Consider the following 17,546-nt stretch of genomic DNA (forward strand, 5'->3'; position numbering starts at 1 on the left):
GAGGTTCGGCCTCGCTATTGGGCGGCCTTCAGCTCCGTCGTACAATACACCGGATTCTTGGCCTTGGCCGCCCTCCATTCGTCATCAGCGCAACTGGCTGTCCTTGCTGCCCCGGCGATTGATGCCGGTGAAGGTGGGGCGCTTATCGCGTTCGCTTTGACAGGCGACACAGGTTCTTACGCCGGGTATGGCCGTGCGGCGTTTCGCGGGGATTTCGTCGCCGCACACCTCGCAGTCGGTGCTACCCTCGCCGGAAGGCAGACGCGATCGGGCGGCGAAAACCGCGTCCATGATCGTTGCATCAATCTGGTCCTGCACCGCACTATCGGGTGCCCATCCATTTGCCATCGCCGCAAGCTCCTCGATTTTGACCTTGGGGGTCAGATAGTCGGGGGCGCATGGGCCAAGCACGCGACTATCCAGCACAGCACCCGAATATAGGGTACTCCCTGCCAGTATCAAGGAGTGCGCAAATTTAGCTCAGGACGGATTTATGGGGTTCCAGTGGAGCGGGTAGATCTTCTTCGCCAAGCAGCGACAACATATCCCGCTCGATTGTCCGCTTCATCGCATAAAGCGGCAGACAGTTGGGCTCGACGCCGAACGGGTCTTCCAGCTCGTGTCCCAGCGCGTCGAGGCCGAAAAAGGTATAGGCGGTAAGGAGCACCGGCAGGAGCGTCCACCAGTCGAGTGATCCTGCGAGCGCGAAGGGAAGCATCACGCAAAAGATAATTGCGGTGCGATGAAGCAGCAGAGAATATGCGAACGGCACGGGCGTCGTGGATATCCGCTCGCAAGCGCCCTGAACCTTGCCGAAGGATCGCATGTCTTCTGCCACGACGGCATAGTGAATCGGCGTAATGACGCCAGTCTGCTTCAGGTGGAGCAGCCTACGCCCCATACGATCGAGCACGAGGTTGGTGACGTTCGGGCTCTTTGTCGCCGGGCCGATTTCGACCCACGGCGCAATAGCGGCGATTTCGTCCTCGCCGCGAAGGCGTGCGGTGAGGCCGCAGGCAAAGCCACATATGCTGTGGAGCAACGCTCGCCGATCCTCGTCAGGGAGAAGCGATGTCTCGCGCGCGAACGAACGGGCCGAGATAATCAGCTCGCCCCATAGCTGCCGCCCCTCCCACCATCGCGCATAGCAGGCATTGTTGCGAAAGCTCATGAAGATCGAGAGCGCGATGCCGATCAGGGTGAAAGGGATCGTCGAGATACGCGCGAAAATGCCGGGATGGGCTTGGGCGGCCAGGATGGCGATCACACTGACGATCGCTATCGCCGCCAGCCTCCGCGCGATGCGCGGCAAGATCGAGCCATGCACGGTGAAAATGATATCTTGGAAGCTCGGTTGCGATCGAACGATCATGGTCCGTGGAATGTCCTTCGCCTGTTTGCCGGCATTTCCCTCGGCAGCTCGTCGAAACGAGCTGCCGTCAGGGTTTGAGGATGAGGCGAATGACCTGCGCGACAGCCCCCAGCGCCAAAACGCTGGCCGCCCAGATTAAGACCATCCAGGCGAGCCGTCGACCGAGCGGTTTTTGCTCATCCATCAGTGATAGCCGTGGGCGCCGACCTTACCGCGGAACACCCAATAGGCCCACGCGGTATAGCCGAGAATGATCGGAATGATGATGGCCGCACCCGCCAGCATGAAGAGCTGGCTTTGCGGGGGAGCGGCTGCATCCCAGATCGTGACGGCGCGGGGAACGACATAGGGATAGATGCTGATCCCCAGCCCAACGAAACCGAGAAAGAACAGGCCAAGCGCCATAATGAAGGGCAGACGCTCCGCGCCGCGCTTCAGACTCCAGAAGAAGGTTGCAGCGCAGATTGCCACCAGCAGAGGAACCTGCGCGGTGAGAAGCACGCCGGGCATCGCAAACCAGCGTCGCCAATAGTCATAGGTCAGGAACGGCGTCGCCGCACTGACGGCGAAAAGCGCGAGTAGCGTCGCACCGCCGAGCCAAAATGCCAGTCGACGGGCGCGTTCCTGGCCCGGCCCTTCGGTTTTCCAGACCAGCCAGGCCGCGCCGAGAAGCGCATATCCGATTACGACTGCCGCGCCGGTCAAGAGGCTGAACGCGCTCAGCCAATCCAGCCATCCCCCGGCATAGGCATCGGCCTCGACCCGCACGCCTTGCAGGATCGCGCCCAGCGTGATCCCCTGCGAGAACGCCGCGAGAACGGACCCAAAGCTGAAGGCGACATCCCAGAAGGGACGATGGCGTGGATCTCGCCAACGAAACTCGAATGCCACCCCGCGGAACACGAGACCGAGCAACATCGCGATGATGAGCGGGTAGGTCGCGGGAAGGATGATGGCGTAGGCAAGGGGAAAGGCCGCGAAGAGACCGCCTCCGCCCAGCACCAGCCATGTTTCGTTGCCATCCCAGACCGGCGCGATCGAGTTCATCGCCTGATCGCGCTCCCCTCCGACCGAAAGGCTCGGGAAGAGGATGCCGATCCCCAGATCGAACCCGTCCATCACGACATAGGCGAAGACAGCAAAACCGATGATACCGGCCCAGATTATGGTGAGATCGAGGTGCTCCATGTTCATGCCTCCCGTCCGGTCGATGCCACGACGCCGCTCGCCGGCGTAATGCCCGCCGCGCGTTGCGGCACCTTGGACGGTTCCGGCTCACCGGCTGCGGGCGGCTTTGCCATCATCCGGAGCAGATAATAGGTGCCGGCCCCGAAGGCGCCGAAATAGACGAGGATGAAAGCGACGAGGGACGCCGCGACGGCGGGTGCGGCCAAGGGGGAATGGGACTCTGCGGTTCGCAGCAGGCCGTAAACGGTGAAGGGCTGTCGCCCAACCTCCGTCGTGACCCATCCTGCTATGACCGCGACGAAACCTGACGGACCAAGCGCGACAGCGGCGCGGTGAAGCCAGTGCCAGTCATAGAGCTTGCCGCGCCAGCGGGCGAGCAGGCTCCAAAGTCCCAGCCCCAGCATGGCGAGGCCCATCGCCACCATGATCCGAAACGACCAGAAGACGATCGGCGTGGGCGGCCAGCGATCGCGCGGGAAGTCGTTGAGGCCGGGGAGGGGCGCTTTGGGATCGTGCTTGAGGATAAGCGATCCCAGATAGGGGATTTCGACCTTGCCGTGGACCACCGCATCCTTGTTGCTCGGGAGGCCGAAAAGGATGAGCGAAGCGCCGTCGGGGCTGGCCTCATAATGACCTTCCATCGCGAGAACCTTCGCCGGCTGATGCTCCAGCGTGTTGAGGCCGTGCTGATCGCCCGCGAGAATCTGGATCGGAGCGACGAGCGCCGCCATCCACATCGCCATCGAGAACATCTTGCGCGCGCCGGGATTCGCGCGGTCGCGCAGAAGGTGCCATCCCCCGACCGCACCGACGACCATCGCCGTCGTCAGATAGGCCCCGATGACCGTGTGAACGAGGCGGTATGGAAAGCTCGCGTTGAAGATGATCGGAAGCCACGAACCTGCGGGCACGAACTGGCCCTTGGCATTGATCGCATAGCCTGCCGGCGTCTGCATCCAGCTATTCACGGAAATGATCCAGGTCGCCGAGATGAGCGTCCCGACGGCGACCATGCAGGTCGCGAAAAAGTGCGGCCCTTTGCCCACCTTGTTGATTCCGAACAGCATGACACCGAGGAAGCCCGCCTCAAGGAAGAACGCGGTGAGAACCTCATAGGCCATCAACGGGCCGATGACGGGGCCGGCTTTGGCCGAGAAGACCGACCAGTTCGTCCCAAACTGATAGGACATGACCACGCCCGAGACCACGCCCATGCCGAAGGCTACGGCGAAGATCTTGAGCCAATAGCGGTAGAGGTTGGCGTAAACGCCGCTCCCCGTTTTCAGCCACAACCCTTCAAGCACCATCAGGTAGCTTGCCGTGCCGATGGAGAAGGCCGGAAAAATGAAGTGGAAGGAGACCGTGAACGCGAATTGCGCGCGCGCCAGGATTACCGGATCGAGATTCGCAAGCACCAGATTTTCTCCCTGACTTTCGGCCTCCTCAACTGCGACCAGCGTTGTGGTGCTGCGGCGCGTGCTCGGCGAAAGGTGGAACAGCCTTGCGCACTTTAATACCATACTCCCCACCAGTATCAAGGGGGCAGGGAACCATAGATCAGCTCCTGATGTTTGGAGGGGGAAAGCGGGCCGTTGCAGCTATGAATCGGCAGAGGCCGTCGACGAGCCGCGACCCTTAATTCACAAGCGGCTTGAAACTCCCCCCCTGTATAGTATGTAGTGGTGATCTTTCAGGAAAGCGCGATGCCACATTCACCAGAGGACAAGAAGCGGGCCATCACACGCCTTCGCCGTATCAAAGGGCAGGCGGAAGCGCTGGAAAGGGCGATCGAGGCAGGTACGGACTGCGCACCCCTGCTCCAACAGATCGTGGCAATGCGGGGAGCGACCAACGGATTGATGGCGGAGGTGATGGAGAGCCATCTTAAAGAGACGTTCGGACCCTCAAGCAAGGCGATTGGGGGGCAGGACGGTGACTCTTACGATAATGACATGGAGGGGGTCATGAAGATATTGAGAACATATCTCAAATGAGCGCGGCCAAGATCATCCCGTATAGGTAATTATCTGGATATCTGATGCGTATGTATCGGTAATGTGGTGGTAATAATGAAGATACGACCAATCTTCGCTTGGTACGATTTGTGGGTTGGCGTTTTCATAGATCGTCCGAAGAGGCGGATATATATTTTTCCGGTTCCGTGTCTTGGATTGATGATTCAGCTTCAACACGCCGCCGCATCCTGACCGATCTATCTTCCAAGGGTCTCAGTGCAGGATTGCCGCCGCCATGCCCGAGCGAGTCGAGCGCAATTGCGAATTGTCGCTGCGCCGGATGCCGCAGGCAGATGGGATAGCATATGATCGTCAAGAATTTCGAATATCTCATAGCGCTCGATCGCGAGGGTCACTTCGGGCGGGCCGCCAAGAGCTGCAACGTGTCGCAGCCGACGCTTTCGGCGGGGATCAAGCAGCTAGAGGAAGATCTGGGCGTCGAGATCGTGCGGCATGGCCGGCGATATGACGGTCTCACATTGGAAGGCGGGACAGTGCTCGCCTGGGCCAAGAAGATCGAACGGGACTGTGACGGGCTGGAGAGTGACCTGTCGGCCCTCAAGCGAGGGCTGGAGGGCCTGTTCCGCTTGGGCATGGTATCAGGCACTTCGGCTGTCGGCGCGATCGTCAGCGCCGCTCTTGCGGATCAAATCCCCTTGCTGGGGCAAACCGTGACGGCGAGTGGCACTGCTTCGCTGTTGAGATCCTTGCTGGATCACGAAATGGACATGGCGCTGACCTATCTCGGCGAGGTTCCGAAGGACGAGTTCGAGACCCATCATCTCTACCGGGAACATACGACCCTGTTCCAGATGAGCAAAGAGCCGCAGCCCAAGCGAGTCGCGTGGGATCATGTCGTGAGCCTGCCGCTTTGCATTCTGGCAGGCGCGCTCCCCAGCGAGGCACAGTTGCAGCTCGCGCACTGCTCGGCCGCGACGATCAACACGGACACGATCGACATTCTGGCGGCGCATCTGGCCACAGGGCGTTACGCGGCAGTCTTGCCCCAATCGCTTGCGACCCGCCTCGCCCACATTCCAAACCTTCAGGCTTCAGCACTGACGGGTGCGGGCGCGCACGCAGATGTTGGATTCGTCAGCGTCAAGGGGGAGGCAAAGTCGCCGCCCTCGGCAGCCCTTCTTGAGCTGGTCCACACTCCCAAAGTCGTGTCTCCTTTGCAGGAAATCCTTGCATTGCATCGCCAATTTCAGCCTCGAAAGGGCTGAACCGGCAATGTTGCGGTGCGAAAAACGCTCATAGGAATTTCCTATCTCAAGATAGAAACTTCGAGTTTGCTGTCACATGCAGCCAAAGCCATTCTGCATGGACGATAATGAAGAGGTCTGGATCGCCAAAGGCGTATTGTGTTGATTTAATTCAGCGCAGCTCCTTTGGCGCGTCCGGTAGAAACTTCAACATTATTGAGGGGTGGCGGACGAGAGCTAGGAGATAATTCGATGGCTACCGGAAACAGGATCGTCACATTCGAGAAGCCGATGGAGATGAAGGTCAACACCTTCAAATTCCCGGAGCTGATTACGCCGCAGGGCAAGAAAGCCCCCCACGGCGCCATTCTCAAGATCGTCACCACCAACATCTGCGGCAGCGACCTTCACATCTACCGCGGTTCGTTCGAAGTCCCCAAGGGGATGACGATGGGCCACGAGATGACCGGCGAGGTGATCGAGGTCGGCTCCGACGTCGAATATATCAAGGTCGGCGATATCGTGTCCGTTCCCTTCAACGTCGGCTGCGGACGCTGCTACAACTGCAAGCACATGCGCTCGGACGTGTGCGAGCACACCAACCCCGAAGTCGATTGCGGCGCCTACGGCTTCAACCTGGGCGGATGGACCGGCGGTCAGGGGGATTACCTGTTCGTGCCCTATGCAGACTTCAATCTGCTGGCCTTCCCCGACAAGGACGCGGCCATGGCGAAGATCCGTGATCTGACGCTGCTTTCGGACGTGCTGCCGACCGCGTTCCACGGGTTCGCCGCGCCCGACTGGCCGGCGCAGCCTGCGTATATCGTCGGCGAGAACGTGCTGATCTTCGGCGCGGGGCCTGTCGGTCGCGCGGGCGCAGCCTGCGCGAAGCTCCTCGGTGCCGGCGCCATCATCGTCGCCGACTTCATTCAGGAGCGGCTCGATCTGCTCAAGCCGCACGGCGTCGAGACCATCAACCTGTCGGACGGCATTCCGATCGAGGATCATCTGGAACGGATCACCGGCAAGCGCGAGGCCGATCGCGTCATCGACTATGTGGGCCTCGACTGTCGCGGGTTCGGGGCGGAGTCCGACCAGATCGTCGAGAACGCCGTCACCAACGCGCTGCTGAAATATGTCCGCTTCGGTGGGATGACCAGCACGGTCGGCGTTTACTGCCCCAATCCGATCTCCAAGAATAGGGACAACAAGAAGGGCAGCATGGAAGTCGATTGGGCCAGTGGCTGGATCAAGTCGCCGCGGATGTCGGCAGGCCAGTCGCCGACGGCGAATTACAACCACGCCCTCATGCGGGCGATCCTGAACGATCGGATGCCCTATCTGACCCCGATGATGAACACGAAGATCATCAAGCTGGAGGATGCGCCGGCGGCCTACAAGGAGTTCGATGACGGATCGGCGTTCAAGTACGTCATCGATCCGCACGGCTCCGTAGCGGCCTGATCTTCTTCTAACCCGGAATATCCCCCGGTCATGACCGGGGGATATTCTGAGTCGTAGGGGGCGGACTGCTTTCCGCACGAACACCCCCTTCCGGCTTGTCGATCTAACTCCCCCCCGGATCGGCAAGCCGCCCCTTTCCGGAAACGCAGCATCAACGATCGCGCTGCGCTTTCCCAAGCCATGACGTCCTGTCAGGCGCCTCCATCCCTCAGTCGATATCCCTCTTGCATACTGGCTAGGAGTATATTAGACATACTCCCGCCAGTATGTGTTTGTCCGAGAGTCGCGCTTCGCCGGGCTTCACAACCGGCGGTCCGATTCAACCAACGAGGGAAATCAAAATGAAATCTCGCGCCGCCGTAGCCTTCGAGGCAGGCAAGCCGCTCGAAATCGTCGAGATCGATGTCGCACCGCCCCAGAAAGGCGAAGTGCTCATCAAGGTCACGCATACCGGGGTATGCCACACCGACGCTTTCACGCTGTCCGGCAACGATCCGGAGGGCATTTTCCCGGTCGTTCTCGGTCACGAGGGCGCGGGCATCGTCGTCGAGGTCGGCGAGGGCGTCACCAGCGTCAAGCCGGGCGATCACGTCATTCCGCTCTACACCGCCGAGTGCGGCAAGTGCGAGTTCTGTCTGTCCGGCAAGACCAACCTGTGCGTCGCGGTCCGCGAAACGCAGGGCAAGGGCCTGATGCCTGATGGCACCACGCGCTTCTCCTACAACGGCCAGCCCCTCTATCACTACATGGGCTGCTCGACGTTCAGCGAATACACCGTCGTCGCCGAAGTCTCGCTCGCCAAGATCAACCCGGAAGCGAACCCCGAGCATGTCTGCCTTCTGGGCTGCGGCGTCACCACCGGCATCGGCGCGGTCCACAACACCGCCAAGGTGCAGCCGGGTGACTCGGTTGCCGTGTTCGGTCTGGGCGGCATCGGTCTCGCCGCGATCCAGGGCGCGCGTCAGGCCAAGGCAGGCCGCATCATCGCGATCGACACCAACCCGACGAAGTTCGAGCTGGCACGTCAGTTCGGCGCGACCGACTGCATCAACCCCAAGGACTATGACAAGCCGATCCAGCAAGTGCTGATCGAGATGACCGGATGGGGCATCGACCACACGTTCGAGTGCATCGGCAACGTCCATGTCATGCGGGCCGCGCTGGAATCCGCGCATCGTGGCTGGGGCCAGTCGATCGTCATCGGCGTTGCCGGCGCGGGCCAGGAAATCTCCACCCGTCCGTTCCAGCTCGTCACGGGCCGCGTCTGGAAGGGGTCGGCCTTTGGCGGCGTCAAGGGGCGCACCCAGCTTCCCGGCATGGTCGAGGACGCCATGAAGGGCGAGATCGATCTGGCGCCCTTCGTCACCCACACCATGGGTCTCGATGAGATCAACGAGGCGTTCGACCTGATGCACGAAGGCAAGTCGATCCGCACCGTGATCCACTACTGATCCGACAGATTACGCCGTTTAGTTTCAAACACTAACCTCAAGGAAGAATATCATGGCTGACCCCGTTATCTCCGGCAACGGCGTGTTCTCGCACGTCTTCATCGGCGCTGCCGACGTCGAGCAGTCGTCGGCGTTCTATGACGCCGCTCTGGGCGCCCTGGGCGTCAAGAACCTCGGCCCCTTCGGCAATGGCTGGGTGCTGTACGGTCGCGACAAGCCCGCCTTCATCATTGCCCGTCCCGGCAATGGCGAAGCGCCCTCCAGCAACGGCGTGACGGTTGGCTTTGCCGCCGCGACGCCCGCCGAAGTGGACGCTTTCCACGCGGCCGGCCTCGCGGCCGGTGGCACCGACGAGGGCCAGCCCGGCCCGCGTGGCCATCTGCCGGGTGCCTATGCGGCCTATCTGCGTGATCCGGCGGGCAACAAGGTCTGCTCGTACACCTTCATCTGAAGCCGGAAGGTGAGGGCGATACCCGCAACCCTATGACTGGCTGTCGCCGGCGCTGAAACAGGCGCCGGCGCTTCCCCCCGCACAACAGCCAGCAAAAGGGCTCCTATCGCCACACCGTCCACCAACCGTCGAAGCAAGGAAACAAAAATGGAACGTGTCGAACATCACGCCAGCTTCGGCGGTTGGCAGGACGTCTATCAGCATGACTCGATCAGCCTCGGTTGTCCGATGAAGGTCGGCGTCTATCTGCCTCCCCAGGTGAAGGACGGTCGCGTGCCGGTGCTGTATTGGCTGTCCGGCCTGACCTGCACCGAGCAGAATTTCATCACCAAGGCTGTCGCGCAGCGTTTCGCGGCCGAGCACGGGATCATCCTCGTCGTGCCGGACACCAGCCCGCGAGGCGAAGGCGTGGCCGACGATCCCGGCTATGATCTGGGGCAGGGCGCCGGCTTCTACGTCAACGCGACGCAGGAACCTTGGGCCGCACACTACCGCATGTACGATTATGTCGTCGAGGAATTGCCGGCGCTGATCGAAGCCACATTCCCGGCCGATGATCGCCGGGCTATCGCGGGCCATTCCATGGGCGGGCATGGCGCCCTTGTTGCCGCCCTGCGCAACCCCGGACGCTATCGCAGCGTATCGGCCTTCTCGCCGATCGTAGCGCCGAGCCAGGTGCCTTGGGGCGAGCGTGCCTTCACGGCCTATCTGGGTGACGATCGCGAGGCGTGGAAGCAATATGACGCCATCGAACTTATCAAGGCCGCCCGCGAGCGTCTGCCGTTGCTCGTCCATCAGGGTCTGGATGACGAGTTTGTCGAGCGCGAGCTGCGCCCCGACTTGCTGGAGGCGGCGTGCAAGGCTGCCGAGCACCCGCTGACGCTCCATCGGCTGCCTGGATACGACCACAGCTATTATTTCATCGCGAGTTTCATCGGCGAACATATCGCCCACCATGCCGCGGCGTTGTCCCAATGACCGGGCCGTCACCTTCAACCATGCGCGAAATCGCGCCCAGCCATGAGCCGGCTCACGGCCGCCATCGCGTGGTGGTCGTGGGGGCGGGCTTCGGCGGCCTTGAAACCGTGCAGCGGCTCGCCGGGAGCGGCGTGGACATCACGCTCGTCGATCGCCGCAACCACCATCTCTTTCAGCCGCTGCTCTATCAGGTGGCGGGCGCCTCGCTGTCGCCATCGGAGATCGCATGGCCGATCCGTTCGCTCTTCGCCAAGCGGAAGGACGTGCGGACCCTGCTCGGCGAGGTTGAAGGTGTCGATACAGGCGGTCGGCGCGTCATTCTGGAGGACGGCTCGACGGTTGCCTATGACACGCTCGTCATCGCGACGGGCGCGCGGCACTCCTATTTCGGCCACGATCAATGGGAACCGTTTGCTCCCGGCCTGAAATCGCTGGAGGATGCAACCACCATTCGCCGGCGCCTTCTGGTCGCCTTCGAGGAAGCCGAGCGTGAGACGGACCCCGCGCGCCGTGCCGCTTTGCAGACCTTCGTCATCATCGGTGGTGGCCCGACCGGCGTGGAGCTGGCCGGCACGATCGCGGAGCTTGCCCGCCTGACGCTGGTGCGGGATTTCCGGTCGATCGACCCGCGTGCGACCCGCGTCGTGCTGATCGAAGCCGGGCAACGGCTCTTGCAGGCTTTCCCGGAAGACCTCTCCGCCTATACCCGGCAGGCGCTCGAAAAGCTCGGCGTCGAAATCAAGCTCGGCACGCCGGTCACGGAATGCTCCGCCGATGGCGTCGTCGTGGATGGGAAGCAGATTCCCGCCGAAACGATCCTGTGGGCAGCAGGCGTCCAGGCATCGCCCGCCGCGCATTGGCTGAACGCTGAAGCCGATCGCGCTGGCCGCGTGATTGTCGGACCGGACCTGACGGTGCCGGGTCATCGCGACATTTTCGTGATCGGCGACACCGCGGCCTCGAACGGGTTCGATGGCAAGCCTGTCCCCGGTCTTGCGCCGGCTGCGAAGCAGGCGGGTCAATATGTCGCCCGGCTTATCCGCCAGCGCCTGAAGGGGCAGAACGAGGTCGCGCCCTTCCATTACCGGCATCAGGGCAATTTGGCGACTATAGGCCGCAGCCTTGCCGTCGTCGACATGGGTCGGTTTAAGTTGCGCGGGGCCCTGGCGTGGTGGATGTGGAAGCTCATCCACATTTATTTCCTGATCGGGGCGCAGAACCGGCTTAGTGTGGCACTAAGCTGGCTGTGGACCCATGGCATAGGATATCGTGGCTCTCGGCTGATTACTTATGGCGATCTAGATCATCGCGACGTGGGGGAGAAGGATGACAAGGGGGGAAAGCCGATTGAGTGAAGCGGGCAGCGCTCCGAATGGCGGTTCGACTGTCTATGGTATGCCGACCTATGAAAATAGGCGGGTTGCCATCGACGAGGTACATGCGCGCCCATATCTCCTGATCGAGTCACCGCGCGCCCTGGTGCAGCTCGCCTTCATGAATGAAGGCAATCTGGCCAAGGATAAGGCGACGCTCGCGGAAATATCGAGCCGAATGGGCGCGTCGCTGCCCGATCAGAACTCCCCCCTTCATGGCCTGACCTGGGATCAGGGCAAATTGCATTGTGAGAAGCATACGGAGTTTTCAACCTACCTGTGGAGCGCGCCTGTTGATCCCGACACCGGGGATCTGGCGGGCGAAGACCCGTTCAAGCACGGCTTCACCCCGCCTGGGCCGGTCATTTGCGGCATCCGGTTGGACGTGGTGGCGTGGACGGAAGAGACCGCGACCTACATTGACCGCTTCGATCCGATCAGCCGCTGCCATTCGCTCGTCGAGGACGGCATGGCGGATATCGTTACCGATTTCCGTCAGGATGCAGATGGGCTGACCCGCATCCTCATCCTCGATCGCGGCCTGACGCCGATCCGGCTTGGCGCGCTGGCGCAGCGGCTCCTTGAAATCGAGACCTATCGGACGTTGGCCCTGCTCGGTATTCCCCTGACCCAATCGCTGGGTCCGCATCTACGCAATATAGAAAAGCGCCTCGCCGCGATCACGGATGAGATGCGCAAGTCGGCTCGGCGCAACAGCGAGGCGCTGCTTTCCAGATTGACGGATCTCTCGGCCGAGCTGGAGGCGGACACGGCGTCCAGCCTCTACCGCTTCGGCGCGAGCCGCGCTTATTACGAGATCGTCGAGGAACGGCTTGCCGCACTCGGCGAAACCTTCGTCCCCGGCTGCTATCGCTGGCGCAGCTTCCTGCATCGCAGGATCGCCCCCGCCATGCGGACCTGTCGCGTGATCGAGGAGCGGCAGGCCAATCTCTCGGACAAGCTGGCGCGCGCGACCACCTTGCTGCGATCCTGGATCGATGTGCAGCTCGAACGCCAGAATAGCGACCTGCTCGCCTCGATGAACAACCGGGCGAAGCTGCAATTGCAGCTTCAGCAGACGGTGGAGGGCCTGTCTGTCGCCGCAATCTCCTATTATGTGATCGGCCTGCTCTCCTATTTCATCAAGGGCATACCGGGCATTCACGACGCAGTGGCGCCTGAGCTGGTGATCGCAGCTTTGGTTCCCCTTGTCCTCCTTGGTGTCTGGTGGACCGTTCGGCGGATCAGGCACGCACACAAGGACCATGGACAGCCGCCCGCGAAGGGGCAGATGTGACCCGACAATCGTTTTTGGGCACGCTTGAGGCGTTCATGGCCTGGCCCTGGCAGGAGGATATCTGATGTCGACTGGCATATTCATTTTGCACTCCGACTATACCCCGGCGGGCGATCAGCCCGAAGCGATCGCGCGGCTCATATCCGGCATCGAGGAGGGGGCGCACCATCAGACCCTCAAGGGCATCACGGGGTCGGGCAAGACGTTCACGATGGCCAACGTGATCCATCGCCTGAAGCGTCCCACGCTGATCCTGGCCCCCAACAAGACGCTAACGTCGCAGCTCTATGACGAAATGCGGCGATTTTTCCCTGAAAACGCCGTGGAGTATTTCGTCTCCTACTACGACTATTTCCAGCCAGAGGTGTATTTGCCGGGCCGCGATGAGTTCATTCCGAAAGATTCCTCGATCAACGAGCATCTGGAACGGTTGCGCCTTTCGACGACAAAATCCCTGATTGAGCGCCGCGATACGATCGTCGTTGCCTCGGTATCGTCGATCTATGGCATGGGCGATCCCGACAATTATCGCGCGCTCCAGGTTCCGCTGACCGAGGGCGCGCGGTTGGGACAGGAAGAGCTTCTTCGCGGCCTGGCGCGTCTGCAATATGATCGGGCCGAGCACAAGCTGAAGCGCGGCACCTATCGCGCTGATGGCGACGCTGTTGAGGTTTACCCGGCGGATTCGGAATATAAGGCCCTGCGGGTCGGATTGGCGAACGGCCTGATCGCGTCCCTCCAGTGGTTCGATGCGGCGACCGGAAGGCAGCTAGAGAGCACCGATCACTATCTCGTATCGCCCAAGACCGTTCTGGCGGCGACCGCCGATCAGGCCCGCAAGGCCGCAACGGCGATCCTCGCAGAGATGGAGACGCAGGTCGAGCGGCTGACCAGCGAAAATCGCCTGACGGAAGCGGCGCGCCTCTATGATCGCATCACCAACGATGCCGAGATGTTGCGCGAGGTCGGATATTGCTCGGGCATGGAAAATTACGCCTGCTATCTGAGCGGCCGTGACCCAGCGCTCCCGCCCATAACCCTGCTCGACTATCTGCCCAAGGATGGGCTGCTGTTCGTCGACGAATCGCATGTGATGATCCCGCAGATCTCGGCGATGTTCCGGGGCGACCAGGCCCGCAAGGATACGCTGATCGATTATGGCTTCCGCCTGCCATCCTCGAAGGACAGCCACCCCTTGAGCTTCCACGAGTTCGAACAGGTCAAGCCGCAGACGATCTTCGTGTCCGCCACCCCCGGCGCCTATGAGGTAAGGGCCTCGCAAGGCAGGGTGGTCGAACAGATCGTTCGGCCGACCGGCCTGCTCGATCCGAAAGTGGAAATCCGCCCGTCCCAAGGCGCGCGGGATGATTTGCTACGCGAGATCGCGCAGCGCACGAAGCGCGATGAGCGCGTGCTGGTCACGACGCTGACCAAGGTCGCGACCGAGGAGCTGCACGCATTCCTCGAAAGCCAGGGCGTGCGCGCGCGCTACATGCACTCTGACGTCAAGGTCGAGGATCGGGTCGCGATCATCGAGGGCCTGCGCGCGGGCGAGTTCGACGTGCTGATCGGTATCAGCCTGCTACGCGAAGGGCTCGATATCCCCGAAGCGTCGCTGATCGCGATCTTCGATGCGGACCGCGCGGGCTTCCTGCGCTCGGCCCAGGCGCTGATCCAGATGATCGGCCGCGTCGCGCGCAACGTGAACGGCACCGCAGTTCTCTACGCCGATACCGTGACGCCGGCGATGAGGGCCGCGATCGACGAGACCGAGAGTCGGCGACAGCGCCAGATCGCCTTCAACGAAGAGAACGATGTCACCCCGCTCTCGTCGGTTCGCGGCCTGGCGTCGGCGCAGCCCGACCGGGAAGAGCCGTCGGTCCATTCGGAGGCTTTCTGCGAAAATCTGTACGAGCTGTGCGACCGGATCACCGCGAAGGAACAGGCGCTGCTGACGGCAGTAGATAACGATGACGAGGATCGGGCGGAGACGATCCGGGGCGAGTTGGACGGCCTGTACCGTCAGTTCATCTATCTGTGATGCGCCGAGTGAAAGTGACCGTATGAGCAAGGATCAGGAGCCTCAAACCACCCCCGGCAAGGAACGCGCGCCGCGCTCCGGCTTCGTTCAGGTACGCGGCGCGCGGCAGAACAATCTCAAGAATGTCGACGTGGACGTGCCGCGCGACGCCTTCGTGGTGTTCACCGGCATATCCGGATCGGGCAAATCGAGCCTCGCTTTCGGCACCCTCTATGCCGAGGCACAGCGCCGCTATCTGGAATCGGTCGCGCCCTACGCCCGCCGCCTGATCGATCAGGCCGGTGTGCCGGAGGTTGACGCTATCGACGGGTTGCCTCCCGCAGTCGCGTTGCAGCAGCAGCGCGGCTCGGCCAATGCGCGGTCCTCGGTTGGGAGCGTGACGACGCTCTCCAGCCTGGTACGGATGCTCTACTCGCGCGTCGGCGAATATCCGCGCAATCAGCCCATGCTCTATGCGGAGGACTTCTCGCCAAACACAGTCGCGGGCGCCTGCCCGACCTGCCACGGCATCGGGCGCGTCTATGACGCGACCGAAGAGACGATGGTGCCCGACGACACGCTGACGATCCGGGAACGCGCCATCGCCGCATGGCCGCCCGCGTGGCACGGCCAGAACCTGCGCGATATCCTCGTCTCGCTCGGCTATGATGTCGACACCCCATGGCGGGATCTTCCGAAGAAGGATCGCGACTGGATACTCTTCACCGACGAGACGCCGACGGTGCCGGTCTATGCGGGTCTGACGCCCGAGCAGACGCGCGTCGCCCTCAAGCGCCGCATGGAGCCGAGCTATCAGGGCACCTTCACCGGCGCCCGTCGCTATGTGCTGGAGACGTTCGCCAACACCAAAAGCGCGCTGATGAAGAAGCGCGTCTCGCAATATATCATAGGCCGCGATTGCCCGACCTGCGACGGCAAGCGGCTGAAGCGCGAGGCTCTGTCGGTGAAGTTCGCGGGCCTCGACATCGCCGAGTTTGGCGACCTGACGGTGCTGAAGCTCCGGGACTTGCTCACGCCTGTCGCGCATGGCGAGTATGGGGGCGCCGCGGCGGCCCCGAAGGGCCATGTTCTTGGCAAGGCGGCCCGCGATGCGGCAGTTGAACGCAGGGTCGCGGCGGGAGGCTCGGCGCACAAGGCAGCGCCCGACGTGCGCCGCACGCCCAACCTCTCCGATGAGAAGCGGGTCGCCGCGCAGCGTCTCGCATCCGAGCTGCTCGAACGGCTCGGCCCGCTGATCGATCTTGGCCTTGGCTACATCTCGCTCGACCGAAGCACGCCGACGCTTTCCTCCGGCGAGCTGCAACGCCTGCGCCTTGCCACTCAATTGTCCTCGCAGCTTTTCGGCGTGGTCTATGTGCTGGACGAGCCCTCGGCGGGGCTGCACCCGGCAGACGGCGAAGCTTTGCTCACCATCCTTGAGCGGCTGAAAGCGGCGGGCAACTCGCTGTTCGTCGTCGAGCATGATCTTGACGTGATCCGCCATGCCGAATGGCTGGTCGATGTAGGGCCAGGAGCAGGCGAAAAGGGCGGTGAAGTGCTCTACAGCGGGCCGATCGCGGGACTGGCCGACGTCGAGGCGTCGATCACGCGCCGCTATCTGTTCGCAGAGCCCGTCGCCCATGACCGGACCCCGCGCGAAGCAAAGGCTTGGCTCCGTCTAGAGGGGGTGACGCGCAACAACCTGCGCGGCCTCGACGTCGAGCTTCCGATCGGTTGCTTCACCGCTGTCACCGGGGTTTCGGGATCGGGCAAGTCCAGTCTGGTCAGCCAGGCGCTGCCGGAGCTTGTCGCGGAACAGCTCGGCGGCTCGCCGGCTGCCGAGGAAGAGGATGCCGATCCGCTGCTTGATGTTGCGCAGGAAGAGACCGAAGGCCGCATCGTTGCGGGCATGGAGCATGTGCGCAGACTGGTGCGGGTCGATCAGAAGCCGATCGGCCGCACCCCACGCTCGAACCTCTCCACCTACAGCGGCCTGTTCGATCATGTGCGCAAGATCTTTGCCGGCACTCCGTTGGCCAAGAAGCGCCGTTACAGCCCCGGCCGCTTCTCGTTCAACGTCGCCGAAGGCCGCTGCCCGGTATGTGAGGGCGAGGGGTTCGTGATGGTGGAGCTGCTGTTCCTGCCAAGCGTCTATGCGCCGTGCTCGACCTGCCACGGCAGCCGCTACAACCCGCAAACGCTCGAAGTCGAATGGAACGGCCGCAACATCGCCCAGGTGCTGGAGCTGACGGTGGACGAGGCGTGCGACTTCTTCGCGGGTGAGGCGTCCGTCATGCGCTCGCTGGATGTGCTGCGGGAGATCGGCCTTGGATATCTGAGGCTCGGGCAGCCGGCGACGGAACTGTCGGGCGGCGAGGCGCAGCGCATCAAGCTTGCGACCGAGCTGCAACGCGCCCAGCGCGGCAACACCATCTACATCCTCGACGAGCCTACTTCGGGGCTTCACCCGTCCGACGCGGACCGGCTGATGCGGCACCTGCAGGGCCTTGTCGACGTGGGCAATACGGTTGTTGTCGTCGAGCATGACATGCGCGCCATCGCACAGGTGGATTGGGTCATCGATCTCGGACCGGGAGCCGGGGAGGAAGGTGGCCTAATCATCGCCAGCGGCGTCCCTAGCGACGTTGCAGAGGCGGAAGGCAGTCTGACCGCGCCCTATCTCAAGGCGGCGCTTTAGCCGCCTCTTGGGTGTGTGCCATAACGATGGGCCG

General features: G+C 62.4%; 15 protein-coding genes. 10 read left to right on the forward strand and 5 right to left on the reverse strand.

Annotated elements, in window-relative coordinates:
• Positions 1-84: 84 nt before the first annotated feature.
• From ACM61V_RS21535 to ACM61V_RS21555, 5 genes are all read right to left on the reverse strand, one after another.
• Positions 85-348, reverse strand: a complete 264-nt coding sequence (locus tag ACM61V_RS21535) for a DksA/TraR family C4-type zinc finger protein (RefSeq protein WP_024310576.1) — start codon at positions 346-348, stop codon at positions 85-87.
• Positions 349-475: 127 nt separating this feature from the next.
• A complete protein-coding gene (locus ACM61V_RS21540) occupies positions 476-1,372 on the reverse strand; it encodes a bestrophin family protein (RefSeq protein WP_062126538.1) in 897 nt (298 codons plus the stop codon).
• Between the two features lie 67 nt (positions 1,373-1,439).
• A complete protein-coding gene (locus tag ACM61V_RS21545; RefSeq protein WP_082824896.1) occupies positions 1,440-1,556 on the reverse strand; it encodes a DUF2474 domain-containing protein in 117 nt (38 codons plus the stop codon).
• On the reverse strand, positions 1,556-2,566 hold the full coding sequence (cydB, locus tag ACM61V_RS21550) for a cytochrome d ubiquinol oxidase subunit II (protein WP_205499249.1): 1,011 nt from the start codon (positions 2,564-2,566) through the stop codon (positions 1,556-1,558). The genes ACM61V_RS21545 and cydB overlap by 1 nt, the downstream gene beginning before the upstream one ends.
• On the reverse strand, positions 2,563-3,975 hold the full coding sequence (locus ACM61V_RS21555; RefSeq protein WP_062126544.1) for a cytochrome ubiquinol oxidase subunit I: 1,413 nt from the start codon (positions 3,973-3,975) through the stop codon (positions 2,563-2,565). Before ACM61V_RS21555 ends, cydB begins: the two co-directional genes overlap by 4 nt.
• A gap of 288 nt (positions 3,976-4,263) precedes the next feature.
• Here ACM61V_RS21555 and ACM61V_RS21560 point away from each other — a divergent pair, with 288 nt between their 5' ends.
• The 10 genes from ACM61V_RS21560 (at position 4,264) to ACM61V_RS21605 (ending at position 17,512) form a co-directional block, all read left to right on the forward strand.
• Positions 4,264-4,554, forward strand: a complete 291-nt coding sequence (locus ACM61V_RS21560; protein WP_062126547.1) for a metal/formaldehyde-sensitive transcriptional repressor — start codon at positions 4,264-4,266, stop codon at positions 4,552-4,554.
• A gap of 326 nt (positions 4,555-4,880) precedes the next feature.
• On the forward strand, positions 4,881-5,801 hold the full coding sequence (locus ACM61V_RS21565; protein ID WP_062126550.1) for a LysR family transcriptional regulator: 921 nt from the start codon (positions 4,881-4,883) through the stop codon (positions 5,799-5,801).
• 231 nt (positions 5,802-6,032) lie between these two features.
• Positions 6,033-7,244: a glutathione-independent formaldehyde dehydrogenase gene (locus ACM61V_RS21570; RefSeq protein WP_020486678.1), complete on the forward strand. Its 1,212-nt coding sequence runs from the start codon at positions 6,033-6,035 to the stop codon at positions 7,242-7,244.
• A gap of 341 nt (positions 7,245-7,585) precedes the next feature.
• On the forward strand, positions 7,586-8,695 hold the full coding sequence (locus ACM61V_RS21575; protein WP_017980840.1) for an S-(hydroxymethyl)glutathione dehydrogenase/class III alcohol dehydrogenase: 1,110 nt from the start codon (positions 7,586-7,588) through the stop codon (positions 8,693-8,695).
• A 52-nt stretch (positions 8,696-8,747) separates the two neighbouring features.
• Positions 8,748-9,146, forward strand: a complete 399-nt coding sequence (locus ACM61V_RS21580) for a VOC family protein (protein ID WP_062126553.1) — start codon at positions 8,748-8,750, stop codon at positions 9,144-9,146.
• Positions 9,147-9,293: 147 nt separating this feature from the next.
• Complete coding sequence (fghA, locus tag ACM61V_RS21585) at positions 9,294-10,124, forward strand: S-formylglutathione hydrolase (RefSeq protein WP_062126555.1); 831 nt, start codon at positions 9,294-9,296, stop codon at positions 10,122-10,124.
• Positions 10,125-10,144: 20 nt separating this feature from the next.
• Positions 10,145-11,479, forward strand: a complete 1,335-nt coding sequence (locus ACM61V_RS21590; protein ID WP_062126557.1) for an NAD(P)/FAD-dependent oxidoreductase — start codon at positions 10,145-10,147, stop codon at positions 11,477-11,479.
• Positions 11,472-12,794, forward strand: coding sequence for a DUF3422 family protein (locus tag ACM61V_RS21595; RefSeq protein WP_241215472.1), 1,323 nt, complete (start codon positions 11,472-11,474; stop codon positions 12,792-12,794). The genes ACM61V_RS21590 and ACM61V_RS21595 overlap by 8 nt, the downstream gene beginning before the upstream one ends.
• A 64-nt stretch (positions 12,795-12,858) precedes the next feature.
• Positions 12,859-14,835: an excinuclease ABC subunit UvrB gene (gene uvrB, locus ACM61V_RS21600; protein WP_062126562.1), complete on the forward strand. Its 1,977-nt coding sequence runs from the start codon at positions 12,859-12,861 to the stop codon at positions 14,833-14,835.
• A gap of 22 nt (positions 14,836-14,857) precedes the next feature.
• Entirely contained in the window at positions 14,858-17,512 is a 2,655-nt protein-coding gene (locus tag ACM61V_RS21605) for an excinuclease ABC subunit UvrA (RefSeq protein ID WP_126014096.1), read from the forward strand.
• Positions 17,513-17,546 lie beyond the last annotated feature (34 nt).

This window comes from Sphingomonas sp. TX0543, from assembly GCF_048565505.1.
Lineage (GTDB): Bacteria > Pseudomonadota > Alphaproteobacteria > Sphingomonadales > Sphingomonadaceae > Sphingomonas.